This is a genomic window from Pseudomonas sp. NPDC089406 (assembly GCF_044900265.1).
GTDB classification, from domain to species: domain Bacteria; phylum Pseudomonadota; class Gammaproteobacteria; order Pseudomonadales; family Pseudomonadaceae; genus Aquipseudomonas; species Aquipseudomonas fakonensis.
In genome coordinates this window covers 26,462-44,059 of record NZ_JBJDNC010000040.1, presented here as the reverse complement: position 1 = coordinate 44,059, position 17,598 = coordinate 26,462, and the positions used below count along the sequence as shown (strand labels likewise).

The 17,598-nt window shown below is 65.4% G+C and carries 15 protein-coding genes and 1 pseudogene; 5 read left to right on the top strand and 11 right to left on the bottom strand.

Annotation, left to right across the window (positions count from 1 at the left end; translation table 11 throughout):
- Positions 1-65 precede the first annotated feature (65 nt).
- The 8 genes from ACI2KK_RS23460 to ACI2KK_RS23425 form a co-directional block, all read right to left on the bottom strand.
- On the bottom strand, positions 66-929 hold the full coding sequence (locus tag ACI2KK_RS23460; RefSeq protein WP_404670814.1) for an aldose 1-epimerase: 864 nt from the start codon (positions 927-929) through the stop codon (positions 66-68).
- Between the two features lie 24 nt (positions 930-953).
- Positions 954-1,877, bottom strand: coding sequence for an EamA family transporter (locus ACI2KK_RS23455; RefSeq protein ID WP_217841051.1), 924 nt, complete (start codon positions 1,875-1,877; stop codon positions 954-956).
- Positions 1,878-2,043: 166 nt separating this feature from the next.
- Positions 2,044-3,324: a TRAP transporter large permease gene (locus ACI2KK_RS23450; protein ID WP_404670813.1), complete on the bottom strand. Its 1,281-nt coding sequence runs from the start codon at positions 3,322-3,324 to the stop codon at positions 2,044-2,046.
- Positions 3,325-3,852: a TRAP transporter small permease gene (locus tag ACI2KK_RS23445; protein WP_404670812.1), complete on the bottom strand. Its 528-nt coding sequence runs from the start codon at positions 3,850-3,852 to the stop codon at positions 3,325-3,327.
- 66 nt (positions 3,853-3,918) lie between these two features.
- Positions 3,919-4,890 carry a TRAP transporter substrate-binding protein gene (locus ACI2KK_RS23440; RefSeq protein WP_404670811.1) on the bottom strand — a complete coding sequence of 324 codons (972 nt, stop codon included), beginning with the start codon at positions 4,888-4,890 and terminating at the stop codon, positions 3,919-3,921.
- Between the two features lie 64 nt (positions 4,891-4,954).
- Entirely contained in the window at positions 4,955-5,836 is an 882-nt protein-coding gene (locus ACI2KK_RS23435; RefSeq protein ID WP_404670810.1) for an SMP-30/gluconolactonase/LRE family protein, read from the bottom strand.
- Positions 5,837-5,858: 22 nt separating this feature from the next.
- The gene (locus ACI2KK_RS23430; protein ID WP_404670809.1) at positions 5,859-6,665 is read right to left on the bottom strand and encodes an NAD-dependent epimerase/dehydratase family protein; all 807 of its coding nucleotides are present in this window, start codon (positions 6,663-6,665) and stop codon (positions 5,859-5,861) included.
- A gap of 303 nt (positions 6,666-6,968) precedes the next feature.
- Complete coding sequence (locus tag ACI2KK_RS23425; RefSeq protein ID WP_404670808.1) at positions 6,969-8,207, bottom strand: OprD family porin; 1,239 nt, start codon at positions 8,205-8,207, stop codon at positions 6,969-6,971.
- Between the two features lie 422 nt (positions 8,208-8,629).
- Between ACI2KK_RS23425 and hcnA the strand changes: the two genes are divergently transcribed.
- The 3 genes and pseudogenes from hcnA (at position 8,630) to hcnC (ending at position 11,585) form a co-directional block, all read left to right on the top strand.
- Complete coding sequence (gene hcnA, locus ACI2KK_RS23420) at positions 8,630-8,944, top strand: cyanide-forming glycine dehydrogenase subunit HcnA (protein WP_404670807.1); 315 nt, start codon at positions 8,630-8,632, stop codon at positions 8,942-8,944.
- A pseudogene (gene hcnB, locus ACI2KK_RS23415) lies at positions 8,941-10,335 on the top strand (cyanide-forming glycine dehydrogenase subunit HcnB). Before hcnA ends, hcnB begins: the two are co-directional and overlap by 4 nt.
- A gap of 2 nt (positions 10,336-10,337) precedes the next feature.
- Positions 10,338-11,585, top strand: coding sequence for a cyanide-forming glycine dehydrogenase subunit HcnC (gene hcnC, locus ACI2KK_RS23410; RefSeq protein WP_404670806.1), 1,248 nt, complete (start codon positions 10,338-10,340; stop codon positions 11,583-11,585).
- Positions 11,586-11,755: 170 nt separating this feature from the next.
- Here hcnC and lpdA read toward each other — a convergent pair whose 3' ends face one another.
- Positions 11,756-13,156: a dihydrolipoyl dehydrogenase gene (lpdA, locus tag ACI2KK_RS23405; protein WP_404670805.1), complete on the bottom strand. Its 1,401-nt coding sequence runs from the start codon at positions 13,154-13,156 to the stop codon at positions 11,756-11,758.
- Positions 13,157-13,369: 213 nt separating this feature from the next.
- On the opposite strand from lpdA, the gene cfaB reads away from it, so the two are divergent.
- Positions 13,370-14,554 (top strand): C17 cyclopropane fatty acid synthase CfaB, encoded by a 1,185-nt coding sequence (cfaB, locus tag ACI2KK_RS23400; RefSeq protein ID WP_404670804.1) that lies wholly within the window; start codon positions 13,370-13,372, stop codon positions 14,552-14,554.
- 43 nt (positions 14,555-14,597) lie between these two features.
- On the opposite strand, the gene cls is transcribed toward cfaB, so the two are convergent.
- A complete protein-coding gene (cls, locus tag ACI2KK_RS23395) occupies positions 14,598-16,037 on the bottom strand; it encodes a cardiolipin synthase (RefSeq protein WP_404670803.1) in 1,440 nt (479 codons plus the stop codon).
- A 130-nt stretch (positions 16,038-16,167) separates the two neighbouring features.
- Here cls and ACI2KK_RS23390 point away from each other — a divergent pair, with 130 nt between their 5' ends.
- Positions 16,168-16,695: a DUF3617 domain-containing protein gene (locus tag ACI2KK_RS23390; protein WP_404670802.1), complete on the top strand. Its 528-nt coding sequence runs from the start codon at positions 16,168-16,170 to the stop codon at positions 16,693-16,695.
- On the opposite strand, the gene folE2 is transcribed toward ACI2KK_RS23390, so the two are convergent.
- Positions 16,696-17,577, bottom strand: coding sequence for a GTP cyclohydrolase FolE2 (gene folE2, locus ACI2KK_RS23385; protein WP_404670801.1), 882 nt, complete (start codon positions 17,575-17,577; stop codon positions 16,696-16,698). It lies immediately after the preceding gene.
- Positions 17,578-17,598: the final 21 nt, after the last annotated feature.

The window sequence follows — 17,598 nt, the reverse complement described above, 5'->3', positions numbered from 1 at the left end:
GATCCCTGTAGGAGCGGCCTTGTGTCGCGATGGGCTGCGCAGCAGCCCCCAATCAGGCAACGCGGTTACACCGGCTGATACTGCACCTTGAACCCCAAACTCATCCCTTCCCCCGGCTGCAACAACCGCAACCCCGGCCTCCCCGGCAGGTGATGGGCATTGACCGGGTGGCTGACCGGCTCGAAGCAGAAGAAATCCTTGCCCTCTGGGCAGAACAGCAAGAAATGCTCGGTGCCGCTGGCGCTGCAGGCCAGTTGATAACCGGGCTGCTCGATGACGCAGCTGCCCGGCCAGCCACCGAACCCATGATCGACCTGCCGGCTGGGCAACGGCCCCATCCGCTCGAACTGCCAATCTTCAGGCAATGCTGCCTGGCGAGACGGCAACCTGCCTTCTTCCGCCAGCCACACATGCTGCGCTGCCGCCTGCAACCGGGTCTCGGCATGGCGCGGAAAGTAAGGGTGCAGCCCCAACCCGAACCAGTTGGCCACCGCACCCTGGTTACTCACCTGCAGCTCCAGGCTCAGGCAGCCCTCATGCAGCTCCACATCCAGCGTCGCCCGGTAGGCAAACGGCAGGTCACTGTCGAGGGTCAGCCGTGCGCGCCGGTCGGTGTGGTGTTCCACCTGCCAGGCCTGCTGCCAGGCGCTGCCGTGGATGGGGTAAGGGTCATGCTCGGTGTTTGGCGCCAGCGCCTGCCAGCCATCGGGGCGGGCAAAGCCACCCTCGGCGATACGGTTGGACCACGGCACCAACGGGTAGCAGCCCAGGCGGCGCGGTGTGCCGGCAGCCAGCGCTGGCGCATCGCTGTGGCGCAGCAGCGCCTGGCCGGTAGCCTTTACCGTCCAGTTGACCAGGCTGGCGCTGACTTGGGGGGCCAGGCTCAGGCGGGTCAGGTGGTCTTGCAGGTGCAGCAGGGTCACGGCCATCGAAGGCTCCTTGTCACAAGCAGGTCAGCTGGCGCGGCGGTAGGTCAGCAGCACGATGCCGCATACCACCACGGCGCCGCCGAGCAATTGCAGGCCACCTAGCTGCTGGTCGAGCAGGGCCCAGCCCAGCAGCAGGGTGGCAATGGGTTCGACGTTCATCACCGGCGCGTTCTGCGCCATGTTCAGCCGCGGTACACAGACGAACAACAAGGTGAAGGCCACGCCATACAGCACCACCAGGCTGGCCAGGGCGGCCCAGCCGCCGGGGCTCGAAGGCGGCGACAGCCCGGCCGGCATCACCCCGCTGGCGCCGGCCACCAGCATGCTGCTGAACACCACCAGCAAGGTCAGCAGGCTGCGCACCGGGCCGCGTACCTCGGCCAGCTTGTGGTCGGTTATCCACAGGCCGCAGGCAAATGCACAGGCGGCGCCGAAGGCCAGGCTGACGCCCAGCGCCCAGTGCGGGTTGGCCTCGCCGCCGTCGGCCAGGCGCGCCGGCACATCCAGCGCCAGCACCAGGCCGCAGAGGATCAGCCCCATGAACAGCACGGTGCGGCCAGTGGGGCGCGCACCGCCCAAAGCCCAGGTGAGCAGCGCCAGCAGCATCGGGAAGGTGTTGCCCACCAACAATGCCAGGGCCACCGGAATGCGCGCCACCGCCGAGTACAGGCACAGGCTCTGGGTGGCGATCAGCAGGCCCAGCAGCAGTTGCCAGCGCCGCGTGCCGCTGGGCAGGCCCAGGGCCTGGCGTTGCCACAGCAGCAGGCAGGCCAGTACCAGGAAAGTGATACCCGAGCGGCAGAGAATCGCCAGCAGCACGCCGGTGCCGTCATCGAAGGCGATGCGGGCGGCGACGTGGTTGGCGGCGAACGAGCAGGCCAGCAGCGCCAGCAGGGCGATGGCCAGCTTGCGCGGGAAGAGGGGTGGGGCAGTGGTAGTTACAGCCATGTGCAGGGTCCATTTGCAGAAGCACACCCCCTGTGTAGGAGCGGCCTTGTGTCGCGAAAGGGCTGCGAAGCAGCCCCCGGATTTCAGCGTTGATGCAGAGACCGAGGGGCCGCTTTGCGGCCCTTTCGCGACACAAGGCCGCTCCTACACAGGGGGCGGTGCGGGATTACAGTACGACGCTAGGCAACCACAGCGAGATGGCCGGAATGTAGGTCACTGCCATCAGCACCAGGAACAGCGCCAGGTAGAACGGCAGCAGCGCCTTCACCGTGGCTTCGATGCTCACCTTGCCGATGGCCGACCCCACGAACAACACCGCCCCCACCGGCGGGGTGATCAGCCCGATCCCCAGGTTCACCAGCATGATCATGCCAAAGTGCACCGGGTCCACGCCGATGCCGGTGATCACCGGCAGCAGGATCGGCGTGAGGATCAGAATCAGCGGCGCCATGTCCATCACCGTGCCCAGTAGCAGCAACATGAAGTTGATGCACATCAGGATCACGTAGCGGTTGTCCGACAGGGTCAGGAACGCCGTGGTGATCTTCGACGGGATCTGCATCAGCGTCATCACGTAGCCGAAGCTCGCGGCAAAGCCGATCAGAATCATCACGATGCTGATGGTTCGCACGGTGCGGTGCATCAGCTTGGGCAGGTCGCGCCACTTGTAGTCGCGGTAGATGAACATGGTCACGAAGAACGACCATACCACCGCCACAGCCGCCGATTCGGTGGCGGTGAACACCCCGGACAGGATACCGCCGAGGATGATCACCATGGCCATCAGGCCCCACAGCGCTTCACCGGCGATCTTCAGCGCCTGGCGCAGCGGAATCACCTCGCCCTTGGGGTAGTTGCGTTTCTTGGCGAAGATCAGGCACAGGCCCATCATCACCGCGCTAAGCAGCAGCCCGGGCATTACGCCGGCCATGAACAGCGAGGCGATCGAAACCGTGCCGCCAGCGGCCAGCGAGTACAGCACCGAGTTGTGGCTGGGCGGGGTCAGCAGTGCCTGCACCGAACCGCTGACCGTCACTGCGGTGGAGAACTCGCGCGGGTAGCCCTTGCGCTCCATTTCCGGGATCAGCACCGAGCCCACCGAGGCGGTGTCGGCCACCGACGAGCCGGAGATGGCCCCAAAGAAGGTCGAGGCCATGATGTTGACCAGCGACAGCCCGCCGCGCACGAAGCCCACCAGCACCCCGGCGAAGGCCACCAGCCGGCGTGACATGCCGCCTTCGGCCATGATCGCACCGGCCAGCACGAAGAACGGAATGGCCAGCAGCGAGAACTTGTTAACCCCGCTGGCCACCTGGATCATCATCGCCTGCAGCGGGATGTCGATGTACCAGGCGCCGATCAGCGCCGACAGGCCCAGGGCATAGGCCACCGGCATGCCCAGCAGAATCAGCGCAATGAAGCTGCCCAACAGAATGAATGCATCCATTTATGCGGCTCCTTCGCTTTCTTCGAGCTGGTCGAAACGCACCGCGCGGCGGTGGCTCTGGTCGCCCAAGAGGAGTTTTTCCAGCACAAAGCTCAGCGTCAGCACGCCGCCGACGGGGATCGGCGCGTAGGTCATGCCTACCCGCACCCCGGGCAGCGAGGCCAGCGACTGGTTCCAGGTGGTGATGCACAGCTGGGTGCCGTACCAGGTCATGAACACGCAGACCACGATCATCAGCACCTGCACGAACACCGACAGCAGCCGGCGCTGCAGCGGTGGCAGGCGGTCGGTGATCATCGCCACCGCCATGTGGGCGCCGGCGCGGTAGCTGGCGGCGGCGCCGACGAAGGTGAACACCACCATCAACAGGATCGAAACCGGCTCTGGCCAGCTGGAGCCGGTACCCAGCACGTAGCGGGCGAAGATGCCCCAGGGGATGATCAGCGACATGGTCAGGATCGATAAACCCGCGATCCAGATGCAACTGCGGTACAGCGTGTCGTTCACGCTGAGAAATAGCGATTTCATAGGCGTCACCAAAGCGGCAGTGCGGCGGGCGCCGCACTGCCGGGGTCGTCTGGGAAGGGGCCGGGGTTACTCGACGGCGTCGATACGCTTCATCAGGTCGGCGTACTGCGCGCCGTACTTCTCGCGTACCGGGGCGGTGGCGTCATAGAACGGCTTGGTATCGACTGTGATGAACTCGACGCCGGCGGCCTTGAGCTTCTCTTCGCTGGCGGCAGACTTGGCGTCCCACAGCGCGCGCTCTTCCATCTGCGCCTCGCGGGCGACCTTCTTCACCAGCGCCTGCTGGTCGGGGCTGAGCTTGTTCCAGGTGGTCTTGGACATCACCACCGGCTCCGGCAGGATCAGGTGGTTGGTCAGGGTGAAGTACTTGGCGCTCTGGTAGTGGTTGTGCTCGAGCAGGGTTGGCGGGTTGTTCTCGGCGCCGTCGATCACCCCGGTCTGCAGGGCGCTGAAGATTTCGCCGGTGTCCATGGCGATGCCGTTGCCGCCCATGGCGTTCATCATGTCGATGAACAGCGGGTTGCCTTGCACGCGGATCTTCATGCCCTTGAGGTCTGCCAGGCTGCGCACCGGTTTTTTCGTGTAGATGCTGCGCGAGCCGCCATCCATCCAGGCCAGGGCCACCAGGTTGAATTCGGAGTTGGTGATCTTGTCGAGGATCTCCTGGCCGATGTCACCGTCGATGATCTTGCGCATGTGGGCGTGGTCGCGGAACACGAACGGCATGTTGAACACGTTCACATCCGGCACCACCGGGCCGACGATGCCCAGGCTCACGCGGGTCATCTGCACGGCGCCGATCTGGGTCTGCTCGATCACTTCCTTCTCCGAGCCCAGCACGCCGCCGGCGAACATCTTGAAGGTGATATCGCCATTGCTGGCCTGTTCGAGCTTCTTGCCCATGTTCTGCTCGGCCACCACAGTCGGGTAGCCGGCCGGGTGAATCTCGGCGAACTTGATGTCCAGCGCCGAGGCCGGCATGGCCAGGCTGAAGGTGAGGGGGAGTACGGCAAGAAGCAGCTTGCGTTTGAAGGTCATGGTGAAACTCCGTGTTTTTTATTATCCGGTTTCGTTCGTGCAAGTGTTGTGGTGCCGGGGCGGTTCAGCCGTGCCAGGCAGGCTCCTCCAGGCCCTTGGTGCCAGGGTTGAGGGCAAACACCCCGCCGGCCAGCGGCTGGTCGCCGAGGTCGGTGTCGGCAGGGCGAATCGAGGTGACGTACAGGGTGTCCAGGCTGGCGCCGCCAAAGGCGCACATCGCCGGTTTTTTCACCGGTACTTCCAGGGAGCGGTCGAGGCGCCCGTCGGGGGTGAAGCGGTGGATCAGCCCGGCATCGTTGCCGCAGATCCAGTAGCAGCCGTCCTGGTCGACCGCGGCGCCATCCGGGCGGCCGGGGTGCTGGCGCATGTCGACGAACAGCTGCCGGTTATGCGGCGTGGCGCTGTCGATGTCGTAGTCGAAGGCCCAGATCTTCTGCACCTCGGGGTGCGAGTCGGACAGGTACATGCGCCGGCCGTCGGGGCTGAAGGCCAGGCCGTTGGGCACGATCATGCCGCCTTGCTGCAGGTGCAGGCGGCCTTCGCCGTCAAAGCGGTACAGCGCGCCGACGCTGGCGCCTTGCTGCATGTCCATCAGCATGGTGCCGGCCCAGAAGCGGCCCTGGCGGTCGCAGCGGCCATCGTTGAAACGCATGCCGCCCCGGGCGTGCTCGACGCCGCTCAGCAGGCGGCTGGTGAGCCTGCCGTCGGCCTGGGGTTGCAGTTCGAAGATGCCGCTTTGCATGCCTGCCACCCAGCCCTGCGGGCCTCGAGCGATGCAGGCGAGCATTTCGTCGCCTTGCCATACCTGGTGCGCGGCGTCGGCCGGGCGCCAGCGGTGCAACTGGCGGGCGGGGATGTCGACCCAGTACAGGGCCTGTTCGCCGGGGTGCCACACCGGGCTCTCGCCGGTGCCGTTGCGGGCGTCGATGATCAGTTCGCAGTTCATGGGCAGGCCCTCTGACGCAGGATCAGTTGAAGGGGCCGGCCACGGCGAAGGCGCCGCCCTGGTAGACCATGCTCGGGTCGTCGGCAGCGGGTGCCGGCTGGGCCTCGACCGCTGCGCGGAACGGCTCGGAGCTGTCCTTGGGCGCGTAGCCCAGGTGCTCGGCGTAGCGGTTGTCCCACCACACGGTGCGGTTGTCCGAGGCGCCGTAGACGATGGTGTGGCCGACGTCCGGGGTGAACAGACCACGCTCGATCAGTTGCACCAGGTCGTCATAGCTCAGCCAGGTGCAGAGCATGCGTGGGTTCTGCGGCTGCGGGAACGACGAGCCGATGCGGATGCTCACGGTCTCGATGCCGTAGCGGTCGAAGTAGAAGCTGGCCATGTCCTCGCCGTAGCACTTCGACAGCCCGTAGTAGCTGTCGGGGCGGCGCGGGGAGTGGGCGTCGATGCGCTCGTCCTGGCGGTAGAAGCCGATGGTGTGGTTGGAGCTGGCGAAGATGATGCGCTTGACCCCGTGCTGGCGCGCCGCCTCGTACACGTGGAACACGCCGCAGATGTTAGGGCCGAGGATGGCTTCGAAGGAGTGTTCGGTGGACACGCCGCCAAAGTGGATGATGGCGTCCACGCCTTCGACCAGGGCGTGCACGGCTGCCTTGTCGGCCAGGTCGCAGGTCACCACTTCTTCGTGGGGGCCGCGGGTGGGCTCCATGGGGCTGATGTCGGAAAGGCGCAGGACCTCGGCGTAGCCTTGCAGGCGTTCGCGAAGGACCTTGCCCAGGCCGCCTGCGGCTCCGGTGAGCAGCAGGCGCTTGAGGGGGGTAGTGGTCATGGCCGGCTCTTGTTGTTAATTGTTGTAAGTTGTCGTATGACTGAGAAGATTATCGGCAGGGGTTTTGGCTGTTGTCAATGCTGCCTTGGTGGTTATGCACTCAGCTGCAGGATCGCGCAAAACCCGAAGCCTGCGCGGTATCTGTAGGAGCGGCCTTGTGTCGCGATGGGCTGCGTAGCAGCCCCGGCGATTTTGCATGTGTTGGAATTTTGGGGGCTGCTACGCAGCCCATCGCGACACAAGGCCGCTTCCCACAGATACCGCGCAGGCTTCACGCGTCGCGGGGCCCTGAAGGAGCGTCCCTTACAACAACGACAACGGGTAGTTGAAGATCAGACGGTTCTCGTCGAACTCGTTGTTGCTGTAGTCCCGGCGAATCGACGAGTTACGCCATTTCACGCTCAAGTCCTTGAACGGCCCGCTCTGGATCACGTAGGCCAGCTCGGTCTCGCGCACCCATTCCTTGCCGTCGGTCACCGTGCCGGTGTGCACGTTGTCGCCGCTGATGTAGCGGTTCATCAGGGTCAGCCCCGGCACCCCGACGGTGACGAAGTTGAAGTCGTGGCGCACCTGCCACGAGCGCTCTTCTGCGTTGTCGAAGCTTGAGTTGTAGCTGTCGTTGGCCAGGGTGCCGCCGCTGGTGCCGTTGACCCGCATCCAGGTGTCGCCGTCGACCCGCTGCAGGCCCACCCAGAAGGTATGCCCTGCGTACTTGGCCGAGAACATCCCCGACCAGGTCTTGTTGTCCAGTTGCCCGGCCCGCGCGGCGCCGTCGTCATCGCCGTGGAAGTAACCCAGGTTGGCGCCCAAGGTCCAGTCGCCCAGCGGTTGGCTGTGGGTCAACTGCACGTACTGCTGCTGGTAGACGTCCTTGAGCTCGGCATTCCACAGGCCGAGCAGGGTGCGCTTCTGGTTGAAGGTGTATTCGCCACCGACGAAGTTGAAGCGGTCAGACACCCCGCCGCCGTAGCTCATGTCTTCCATGCTCGCGTCGTTGCGCGGGCTGTTGCCGCGGAACTGCCCGCCGTACAGGGTCAGCCCGGCCAGTTCGCTGGAGGTGATTTGCCCGCCGCGGAAGGTCTGCGGCAGCGAGCGGCCGTCGTCCGAACGCAGTATCGGCAGCACCGGCATCCATTCGCCGATCTTGAGTTCGGTCTTGGAGATCCGCGCCTTGCCCGCTACCGCCAGGCGCCCGTAGTCGTCGGCCGGGCGGCCATCGTCATGGCGCGGCAGCAGCGCCGTGCCGTAGGTGCCGCCACCGCCATCGAGCTTCACCGACCACAGCCCGAGCACGTCCACGCCAAAGCCGACCGGCCCTTCGGTGAACCCGGAACGGGCGTCGAGGATGAAGCTCTGGGTCCACTCCTCAGCCTTGCTCTGCGGGTTGGCGGGGTTGGTGAAGTTGCGGTTGATGTAGAAGTTGCGCAGCCCGAGCGTGGCTTTGGCATCCTCGACGAAGCCCTCTGCCAGGCTGGTGGCTGGCAGGCCACCTAGAACGCTGGCGCCAAGCAGGGCGAAGGGAAGGGTCTGGCCGATTTTCATTATTGTTGTGCTCCCTGAGGGTGTAGCAGCCCGTCCCCCGTGCGCGCGTTGGCACCGGAGGTTGAGGCGGTGGGTGTCCGGCCCGGGGTGGGCCAGCCGATGAATGCGTGGGGGTGCCGGCGTCAGCTGCCCAGGGGTGGGCGCAACGAGCCGAAGGGGCTTGCCGGGGATAGAAGCGGGTGCAGGGGACGGACGTGCGGCGTGGCGGATGTCGACATGGTGTGGGTCACTCGTTGTTATTTTTGTTATCGGTTGTCGTACAACGTGCCGGATTATTATCAAGGGCTGACGGGGCTGTCAACGCTTGATCTGCTTCTGTGCCAGTGGAAATTTCGCGCGTGCCATCACGGCACAGGTCAATGGACCGCCGTTGCATTTGCCGTACTTTGCCAAGCCTCTGTATCACCAAGGACGAGAAAGTCATGCAGAAAATGGAGCGGTTCCACGACATCCAGCCCCTCGAACACCCGGACGTCACCCTGCAGCTCAACGGCCAGCCAGTGGTTGCCGCAGCAGGCGAAACGGTACTCAGCGTGCTTAACGCGGTGGGCCTGCGCCAGGTGGCGTGCAACGACCACGGCCAGGCCAGCGGCGCCTTTTGCGGCATGGGCGTGTGCCATTGCTGCCTGGTGCAAATCGACGGCCGGCCCAAGCGCCGCGCCTGCCAGACCGTGGTGCGGCCGGGCATGCAGGTGGTCACCCAGGTAAACCCGGTATACGGGGAGGGCCGCCCATGAGCCTGCGCCCTGTGATCGTCGGTGGCGGCTCGGCCGGCATGGGCGCTGCCATCGAGCTGGCCGAACACGGCGTCGACAGCCTGCTGTTCGACGAAGCCTCGCGCCCCGGTGGCGTGGTGTACCGTGGCCCGCTGCGCGTAGGCGTCGACCTGGGCTACCTGGGCCCGCGCTATGCCAAGGCGCTGAACGCACTGCACGAGGACTTTGCCGCCAGCGCCGAGCACATCGACCTGCGCCTGAACCACCGCGTGGTGGGCGGCGACGAGCAGCGCCTGATGGTGCTGGACGCCGACGAACAACTGCACGAAATCGACTACAGCCACCTGCTGCTGGCCGCCGGTTGCCACGAGCGCAACGTACCGTTCCCCGGCTGGACCCTGCCGGGGGTGATGCTGCTGGGCGGCCTGCAACTGCAGATCAAGAGCGGGGTGGTCAAACCCCTGGGCAGCACGCTGATCGCCGGCACCGGCCCGTTGCTGCCGCTGGTGGCCTGCCAGCTGCATGCTGCTGGCGCCAAGGTGGCCGGGGTGTTCGAGGCCTGCGCGTTCAACCGCATCGCCCGGGAGAGCCTGGCGCTGATGAACAAGCCGCAGCTGTTTCTCGACGGCTTGAGCATGCTGGCGTACATGAAGCTCAACGGCATCCCCATGCATTACGGCTGGGGTGTGGTGGGTGCCAGCGGCGACGCTGAACTGCGCGAAGTCAGCGTGGCGCCCTACACCAAGGACTGGCAGCCGGACATGACCCGGGTGCAGCGCGAAACCGCGCAAACCCTGGCGGTGGGTTACGGCTTCATCCCGCGCACCCAGCTCAGCCAGCAGCTGGGCCTGGCCCACGGCTTCAGCGAGGACGGCTACCTGCGCGCCGAATGCAACGTGTGGCAGCAAAGCAGCCGGCCCAACGTGCACCTGGCCGGCGACATGGCCGGCATTCGCGGCGGCGAGGCGGCCATGCTGACCGGGCGCATCGCGGCGGTGTCGATACTGCTGCAGATGGGCAAGCTGGATGCCGAGCAGGCCATCGAGCGCCGCGAGCGCTACCTGGGCAAGCTGGCCGCGATCAAGCGCTTCCGCTCCGGGGTGGAGCGCTACACCGCCCGGGGCGCTGCGCAGATCGGCCTGCCCCAGGCCGACACGGTGATCTGCCGCTGCGAGCACGTGACCCGCGAGCAGATCGACCTGGCCCTGGAGTAGGGCGTGCAAGACATGGCCAGCCTGAAGATGCGCACCCGGGTGAGCATGGGCGACTGCCAGGGGCGCATGTGCGTCGGCTACTGCAGCGACCGCCTGCGCAGCGCCACCGGGCGCCAGGACGTGGGCTGGCTGCGCCCGCGTTTCCCGGTGGACCCGATCCCGTTTTCTGCATTCGCCCAGCTGGCCACGGAGGCCTGAACATGACCAAGCACTACGACATCGTCATCGCCGGTGGCGGCGTGATCGGCGCCTCCTGCGCCTACCAGCTGTCCAAACGCAAGAACCTGCGCATCGCCCTGATCGACAACAAGCGCCCGGGCAACGCCACCCGCGCCTCGGCCGGTGGCCTGTGGGCCATCGGCGAGTCGGTGGGGCTGGGCTGCGGGGTGATCTTTTTTCGCATGATGTCCTCGCGCAGCAAGCGCGAAGCCAATGGCGCGGCGGTGGTGGTGGACTCCAGCACGCCGCACATCCTGCCGCAGTGTTTCTTCGACTTCGCCTTGCAGTCCAACGCACTTTATCCACAGCTGCACCAGGAGCTGATCGAGCGTCACGGCATGGACTTCAAGTTCGAGCGCACCGGGCTCAAGTACGTCATCCAGGACGAAGAAGACCAGCTGTACGCCGAGCATATCGTGCGGCACATCCCGCACCTGGCCGACCAGGTGCGCTGGCTGGACCGTGCCGCGCTGCGTGCTGCGGAGCCTGCGGTGACGCCGCAGGCCACCGGCGCGCTGGAGTTCCTCTGCGATCACCAGGTCAGCCCGTTCCGCCTGGGCGATGCGTTCATGGAGGCGGCGCGGCAGAACGGCGTGCACCTGTACCCCAACGTCGATGTCACCGGCGTGTTGCACCAGGGTTCGCGCATCAAAGGCGTACGCACCGCGCAGGCCGGCGAGTTCCATTGCGCCACGCTGATCAATGCCGCGGGCGCCTGGGCTGCCGAGCTGAGCGAGTGGGCCACGGGGCAGAGCATCCCGGTCAAGCCGGTGAAGGGCCAGATCGTGCTCACCGAGCGCCTGCCCAAGCTGCTGGACGGCTGCATCACCACCAGTGACTGCTACATGGCGCAGAAGGACAACGGCGAGATCCTGATCGGCAGCACCACCGAGGAGAAGGGTTTTGACGTGAGCAACACCTTCCCGGAGATCAGCGGGCTGGTGCAGGGGGCGATCCGCTGCGTGCCACAGCTGGCGCAGGTGAACCTCAAGCGCACCTGGGCCGGGCTACGCCCGGGGTCGCCGGACGAGCTGCCAATTCTCGGGCCTGTGGATAACGTCGAAGGGTACTTCAATGCCTGCGGGCATTTCCGCACCGGCATTCTCACCTCGGCGATCACCGGGGTGTTGCTGGACAAAGTTGTCCACAACGAGGCGCTGCCGCTGGATATCACGCCGTTTCTGGCGTCGCGCTTCGCGGTTGTGGATAAAAAGGTAGGGGCCTTGTGAGCCGAGATGTTTTGAGTGCCGCGTAACCTGTAGGAGCGGCCTTGCGTCGCGATGGGCTGCAAAGCAGCCCCGGCGATCTTGCATGATGCAAAAATCTGGGGCTGCTTTGCAGCCCATCGCGACACAAGGCCGCTCCTACAGGGTTCCCTGGAACATCAGGGAACTGTGCTTCAGATCTGCATCGCCATCCCGTCCACATTCATCGCCGCCTGGCGCAGGGCCTCGGAACGGGTCGGGTGCGGGTGGCAGGTAAGGGCGATATCCTCGGCCGAGGCCGAGAACTCCATGGCCACGCAGAACTCCCCGATCATCTCGCTGACGCTCGGGCCCACCAGGTGCACGCCCAGCACCTCGTCGGTGTCGGCGTCGGCGAGCACCTTGGCGAAGCCTTCGGTCTCGTGGTTGATCTTGGCGCGGCTGTTGGCGGTGAAGGGGAACTTGCCCACTTTGTAGGCACGGCCCTCGGCTTTGAGCTGCTCTTCGGTCTTGCCCACGCTGGCCAGTTCCGGGCGGGTGTAGATAACGCCCGGGATCAGGTTGTAGTTCACCTCGTGGGGCTTGCCGTGGATGCGCTCGATGCAGGCCACTGCTTCGTCCTCGGCCTTGTGCGCCAGCATCGGGCCACTGGTGACATCGCCGATCACCCAGATGCCCGGCACCGGGCTGCGGTGGTGGTCGTTGACCAGCATGCCGCGCTTGTCGGTTTCAAGGCCCACGCTCTCCAGGTTCAGCCCTTTGGTGTACGGGCGGCGGCCGATGGCCACCAGCACATAGTCGGCCTGCAGGGTTTCGGCGGCGCCGCCGGCGGCCGGCTCGACGGTCAGGCTGACGCTGTCGGCGGTCGAGGTGGCCTGGGTCACCTTGCTGCCCAGCTTGAAGGCCATGCCTTGCTTGGCCAGGGCTTTTTGCAGGGTCTTGGCGGTTTCTTCATCGGTGCCCGGGCAGATGCGGTCGAGGTATTCGATGACCGTCACCTGGGCCCCCAGGCGGCGCCACACCGAACCCAGCTCCAGGCCGATCACCCCGGCGCCGATGACGATCAGGTGCTTGGGTACCTGGGGCAGCGCCAGGGCGCCGGTGGAGTCGATGATGCGCTGGTTGTCGATGGTCACGCCTGGCAGCGGGGTGGGTTCGGAGCCGGTGGCGATGACGATGTCCTTGGCTTGCAGGGTAGTTTCGCTGCCGTCTTCAGCCTTGACGATCACCTTGCCGACGCCGTCCAGGCGGCCCCAGCCCTTGACCCAGTCGACCTTGTTCTTCTTGAACAGGTACTCGATGCCCTTGGTCAGGCCGGTCACGCTTTGGTCCTTCTGCTTCATCATCTGCGCAAGGTTCAGGGTCGGCTTGACCTCGATGCCCAGGTGCGCAAATTCCTCACCGCTGGCCGCCTCATACAGCTCGGAGGCGTGCAGCAGCGCCTTGGAGGGCATGCAACCGACGTTCAGGCAGGTGCCGCCGAGGGTCGAGCGGCCTTCGACACAGGCCACGCTCAGGCCCAGCTGGCCGGCGCGGATCGCGGCGTTGTAACCGCCGGGGCCGGCGCCGATGATCACCACGTCATAGGATTTCATGGGGGTTGTCACTCCAGGGATGTGAGAAAGCGAAGAGGGCATAAGGTTAATCCCGGCGCAGAGGATTGTATACAATCTGCTGCGCTGACTGTGGCAACGCCCCTAGACCAAGGTCGTGATTACCGGAAACTTCGTACTAATGAACTACCCTCATCCGGTGGCGTCGCACATGTAAGGCCAGACGCCCCGTCTGATTGAATGGGAGGGTCATGAATGCTTGCGCAACTTCCACCCGCGTTGCAGAGCTTGCACTTGCCGTTACGCGTCAAGCTGTGGGACGGCAACCAGTTCGACCTCGGGCCCAGCCCGCAGGTGACGATTCTGGTCAAGGAGCCCCAGCTGATTTCCCAGCTCACCCACCCCAACCTGGAAGAACTCGGCTCGGCCTTCGTTGAAGGCAAGCTGGAGCTGGAGGGCGATATCGGCGAGGTCATCCGCGTCTGTGACGAGCTGAGCGAGGCGTTGCTCAAGGATGAAGACGAGGTGCTGCCGGCCCGCATGGCCCACGACAAGCGCACCGACGCCGAGGCGATTTCCTACCACTACGACCTGTCCAACGCGTTCTACCAGCTGTGGCTGGACCCGGACATGGCCTACTCCTGCGCCTACTTCAAGGAGCCGGACAACACCCTGGCCCAGGCCCAGCAGGACAAGTTCGACCACCTGTGCCGCAAGCTGCGCCTGCAGGCCGGCGACTACCTGCTGGATGTGGGTTGTGGCTGGGGCGGTCTGTCACGTTTTGCTGCCCGCGAGTACGGCGCCAAGGTATTCGGCATCACCCTGAGCAAGGAGCAGTTGAAGCTCGGCCGCCAGCGGGTGAAGGAGGAGGGCCTGGCCGACAAGGTCGACCTGCAGATCCTCGACTACCGCGACCTGCCCCAGGATGGCCGTTTCGACAAGGTGGTCAGCGTCGGCATGTTCGAGCATGTCGGCCACGCCAATCTGGCGCTGTACTGCCAGCGCCTGTTCGGCGCGGTACGCGAGGGTGGCCTGGTGATGAACCACGGCATCACCGCCAAGCATGTCGATGGCCGCCCGGTGGGGCGCGGGGCGGGCGAGTTCATCGACCGCTATGTGTTCCCCCACGGCGAGCTGCCGCACCTGTCGATGATCACAGCCAGCATCTGTGAAACGGGGCTGGAGGTGGTGGACGTGGAGAGCCTGCGCCTGCATTACGCCAAGACCCTCAATCACTGGAGCGAGAACCTGGAGAACCAGCTGCACCGCGCCGCCGCACTGGTGCCGGAGAAGACCCTGCGCATCTGGCGGCTGTACCTGGCCGGCTGCGCCTATGCCTTCACCAAGGGCTGGATCAACCTGCACCAGATCCTCGCCGTCAAACCCCACGCCGATGGCCACCACGAGCTGCCATGGACCCGTGAGGACCTGTACCGCTGAAACCTGTCCGCCGGTGTGCCCGGTAGGTGCACCGGCGGGTTGGCTACAGGATCGGTGAAATCAGCCGCGCGATGCGCATGCCCAGTTGCTGCAGGCGGTGGGTGTCGCGGCTGTCTTCGGCGGTGATCTCCCGGGCCTGCTCGAAGTCCTGCAACAGCATCTGCTCGACCTGGTCGGCGAAAGCGCGATCGACGGTCAGCAGGGTGATTTCGAAGTTCAGGCGGAACGAGCGGTTGTCCAGGTTGGCGCTGCCGATGGCGCTGACCTCGTCGTCCACCAGCACCACCTTCTGGTGCAGAAAACCCGGTTGATACCTGAACATGCGCACCCCCGCGCGTACTGCCTCGAAGGCGAACAGGCTGGAGGCGGCATAGACGATGCGGTGGTCGGGGCGCGACGGGATCAGAATACGCACGTCCACACCCCTCAATACCGCCAGGCGCAGGGCCGCGAACACCGCCTCGTCGGGGATGAAGTACGGGCTGGTGATCCACACCCGATGGCTGGCCGAATGGATGGCTTCGACGAAGAACAGCGAGCAGGTTTCCTGCGGGTCGGCGGGGCCGGTGGCCAGGGCCTGGCACAGCACGCCGTCCTCGGGGTAGGTGTCGGGCAATATCAGCGGCGGCAACTCGCGGGTGGCCCAGTACCAGTCCTCGGCGAACGACTCCTGCAGGCAGGCCAGCACCGGGCCGCTGACCTGCACATGGGTGTCGCGCCAGGGCGAGAGTTGCGGGTGCCCGCCGACGTACTCGTCGCCCACATTGTGCCCGCCGAGGAAGCCGGTCAGGCCATCGACCACCACGATCTTGCGGTGGTTACGGAAGTTCACCTGGAAGCGGTTGAACAGGCCGCGGCGGGTGGCAAAGGCTTGAATCTGCACGCCGGCGTCGCGCAGCACCTGGCTGTAGCGGGCAGGCAGGGCGTGGCTGCCGACCCGGTCGTACAGCACGAACACCCGTACGCCGTCGGCGGCCTTGCGCAGCAGCAGTTGCTGCAACTGCCGGCCCAGGGCGTCGTCGTGGATGATGAAGAACTGCACCAGCACCGTGTCGCGGGCTTGCTCGATGGCGGCGAAGATCGCCTCGAAGGTGGCCTGGCCGTTGATCAGCAGCTTCACCTCGTTGTTGGCAAGGCACGGCATGCGCCCGAGCTTGGGCATGGCGCGCAGCGCCGCGTAGCTGTCCGACTCGCGAGCGGTCAGCGCTTCTTCTACCCAGGGCCGCCAGTTGAGGTTGGCCATGGCCACGTGCATTTCCTGGTTGGCCTGGCGCCGGGCCTGGATGTACGCATAGAACGAGCGGGCGCCGAACACCAGGTAGGGGATCAGCGCCAGATAGGGGATGAAGAACAGTGGCATGGCCCAGGCGATGGCGCCTTGGGCGGTACGCACGGTGAACACCGCGTGCAGCGCGGCGATGATGCCGAGCAGGTGAATCAGGCCGAGCACGTAACCGAAAAAGTAGGGGCTGTGGAAATCCATACGCATCCTGCTTGCCGAGAGCACTGGCATCTAACAGACCACGTTCATGGGGGCCTCTGCAACCCGGCGGCTAAAATGACGTCTAACGGCACAGTCCGGCTTGAGCCGGTATTTCCAGGAGCGTTGATCCATGAAGAATCGTCTGCCACTGCTTGCCCTGACCTTGGCCTTGGGCAGCCCGCTGGTCCATGCGCAGATGCTGCAACCCGGCTTGTGGGAGCTGACCACCAGCAACATGCAGGTCGATGGCAAGCCGTTGCCGGACATGGAGTTCATGCTTGGTCAGTTGAAGAACCTCGCGCCCGAGCAGCGGGCGATGATGGAGGCCGCACTGGCCAAGCAAGGCATTACCGTCGGCGGCAAGGGCGTGCGCTCGTGCCTGACCCCGGAGCAGGTCAAGACCGATGACATCCCGCTGCAGGACCCGCAGTCCGGCTGCACCCAGAAGATCACCGAGCGCACCGGCAATGTCTGGAAATTCCAGTTCAGTTGCCCGAAAGCCCAAGGCCAGGGCCAGGCCACCTTCCTCAGCGACCGCGAGTTCCTGACCAAGGTCAACGGCACCTTCAACGCCTCGGGCGTTCAGCAGCAGGGCAGCATGGACACCCGTGCGGTGTGGCTGGGCAGTGACTGTGGCACGGTGAAGCCGCGCAGCTGATCACCACTGCCAACGGCTGGCAGCTACCGCGTCGTGGGCATGCAGGCTTTCTGCATGTTCCACGCGCAGCTTGAAGGCCGTCACCCACTGCGCCTGGCGCAAGGCCTGGTGCAGGCGGCGGGCAGCATCCTCACAGAACATCAGGTTCTGGCCGTTGGCCAGGGCGAAGGCTTGCTCGTCGGCGCGCTTGACCGCGGTCTGAACCGCAGTACCCAAGGCGCCTTCGGCGCGGTCGATCAGTTCGGTCAGGTGCAGTTCGCCGTCGGCCAGGCGCACCTGCAGCCTGGCGTTGCTGCGCTGGCTGTGGGGCGTGGCGACGATGCCGCTGCTGCTGCCCAGCCATTGGCGCACGCTGTCGCGGTCCAGCGATGAGCCGGCGAAGTCCCGGTCGAACTGCTCCTGAATCAACTGCCGCGCCAGGGCTGCCGAGCATGGGCAGGTGGAGGAGTAGGGAATATCCACCGATAGTTCCACGTGGAACATTTCATCTTCAAGGCGTGCATCGATGCTGACCGGGTAGTGCTTCCAGCCGGCCAGTGGGCTGACCAGGGCAGGGCGTTTGAGCAGGTGATCAAACGTCAGGCGCAGGTAGGCGCGGCGGGACAGGCCTTGGTGGCTTTCGAGAAAGCGCTCCAGCACCTGGCGAATCAGCGCGTTGCTCAAGGGCTGTTGTTCCAAAATTTCCAGCGCCAGGTACAGGCGCGACATATGGATGCCGCGGGCCGCGCCATCGTCCAGGCTGACGCCGGCATCGGCCCGGGCGCTCAGGCTGCGCCCGTCGAGCAGCAGCGGCAGGGCAATGCCGCACATGCCTACCCAGTCCAGCGGCAGGGATTGCTCGCTGCTTTGCGCGGCGATGTCGGGGAGGGTGAGGCTGGTCATGGCAAGGGTCCTGAAATGGAA

Bases quoted from the DNA above. Each gene is read 5' to 3' on its own strand.
- ACI2KK_RS23460 (WP_404670814.1), bottom strand. From the start codon at position 929: ATGGCCGTGACCCTGCTGCACCTGCAAGACCACCTGACCCGCCTGAGC.
- ACI2KK_RS23455 (WP_217841051.1), bottom strand. From the start codon at position 1,877: ATGGCTGTAACTACCACTGCCCCACCCCTCTTCCCGCGCAAGCTGGCC.
- ACI2KK_RS23450 (WP_404670813.1), bottom strand. From the start codon at position 3,324: ATGGATGCATTCATTCTGTTGGGCAGCTTCATTGCGCTGATTCTGCTG.
- ACI2KK_RS23445 (WP_404670812.1), bottom strand. From the start codon at position 3,852: ATGAAATCGCTATTTCTCAGCGTGAACGACACGCTGTACCGCAGTTGC.
- ACI2KK_RS23440 (WP_404670811.1), bottom strand. From the start codon at position 4,890: ATGACCTTCAAACGCAAGCTGCTTCTTGCCGTACTCCCCCTCACCTTC.
- ACI2KK_RS23435 (WP_404670810.1), bottom strand. From the start codon at position 5,836: ATGAACTGCGAACTGATCATCGACGCCCGCAACGGCACCGGCGAGAGC.
- ACI2KK_RS23430 (WP_404670809.1), bottom strand. From the start codon at position 6,665: ATGACCACTACCCCCCTCAAGCGCCTGCTGCTCACCGGAGCCGCAGGC.
- ACI2KK_RS23425 (WP_404670808.1), bottom strand. From the start codon at position 8,207: ATGAAAATCGGCCAGACCCTTCCCTTCGCCCTGCTTGGCGCCAGCGTT.
- hcnA (WP_404670807.1), top strand. From the start codon at position 8,630: ATGCAGAAAATGGAGCGGTTCCACGACATCCAGCCCCTCGAACACCCG.
- hcnC (WP_404670806.1), top strand. From the start codon at position 10,338: ATGACCAAGCACTACGACATCGTCATCGCCGGTGGCGGCGTGATCGGC.
- lpdA (WP_404670805.1), bottom strand. From the start codon at position 13,156: ATGAAATCCTATGACGTGGTGATCATCGGCGCCGGCCCCGGCGGTTAC.
- cfaB (WP_404670804.1), top strand. From the start codon at position 13,370: ATGCTTGCGCAACTTCCACCCGCGTTGCAGAGCTTGCACTTGCCGTTA.
- cls (WP_404670803.1), bottom strand. From the start codon at position 16,037: ATGGATTTCCACAGCCCCTACTTTTTCGGTTACGTGCTCGGCCTGATT.
- ACI2KK_RS23390 (WP_404670802.1), top strand. From the start codon at position 16,168: ATGAAGAATCGTCTGCCACTGCTTGCCCTGACCTTGGCCTTGGGCAGC.
- folE2 (WP_404670801.1), bottom strand. From the start codon at position 17,577: ATGACCAGCCTCACCCTCCCCGACATCGCCGCGCAAAGCAGCGAGCAA.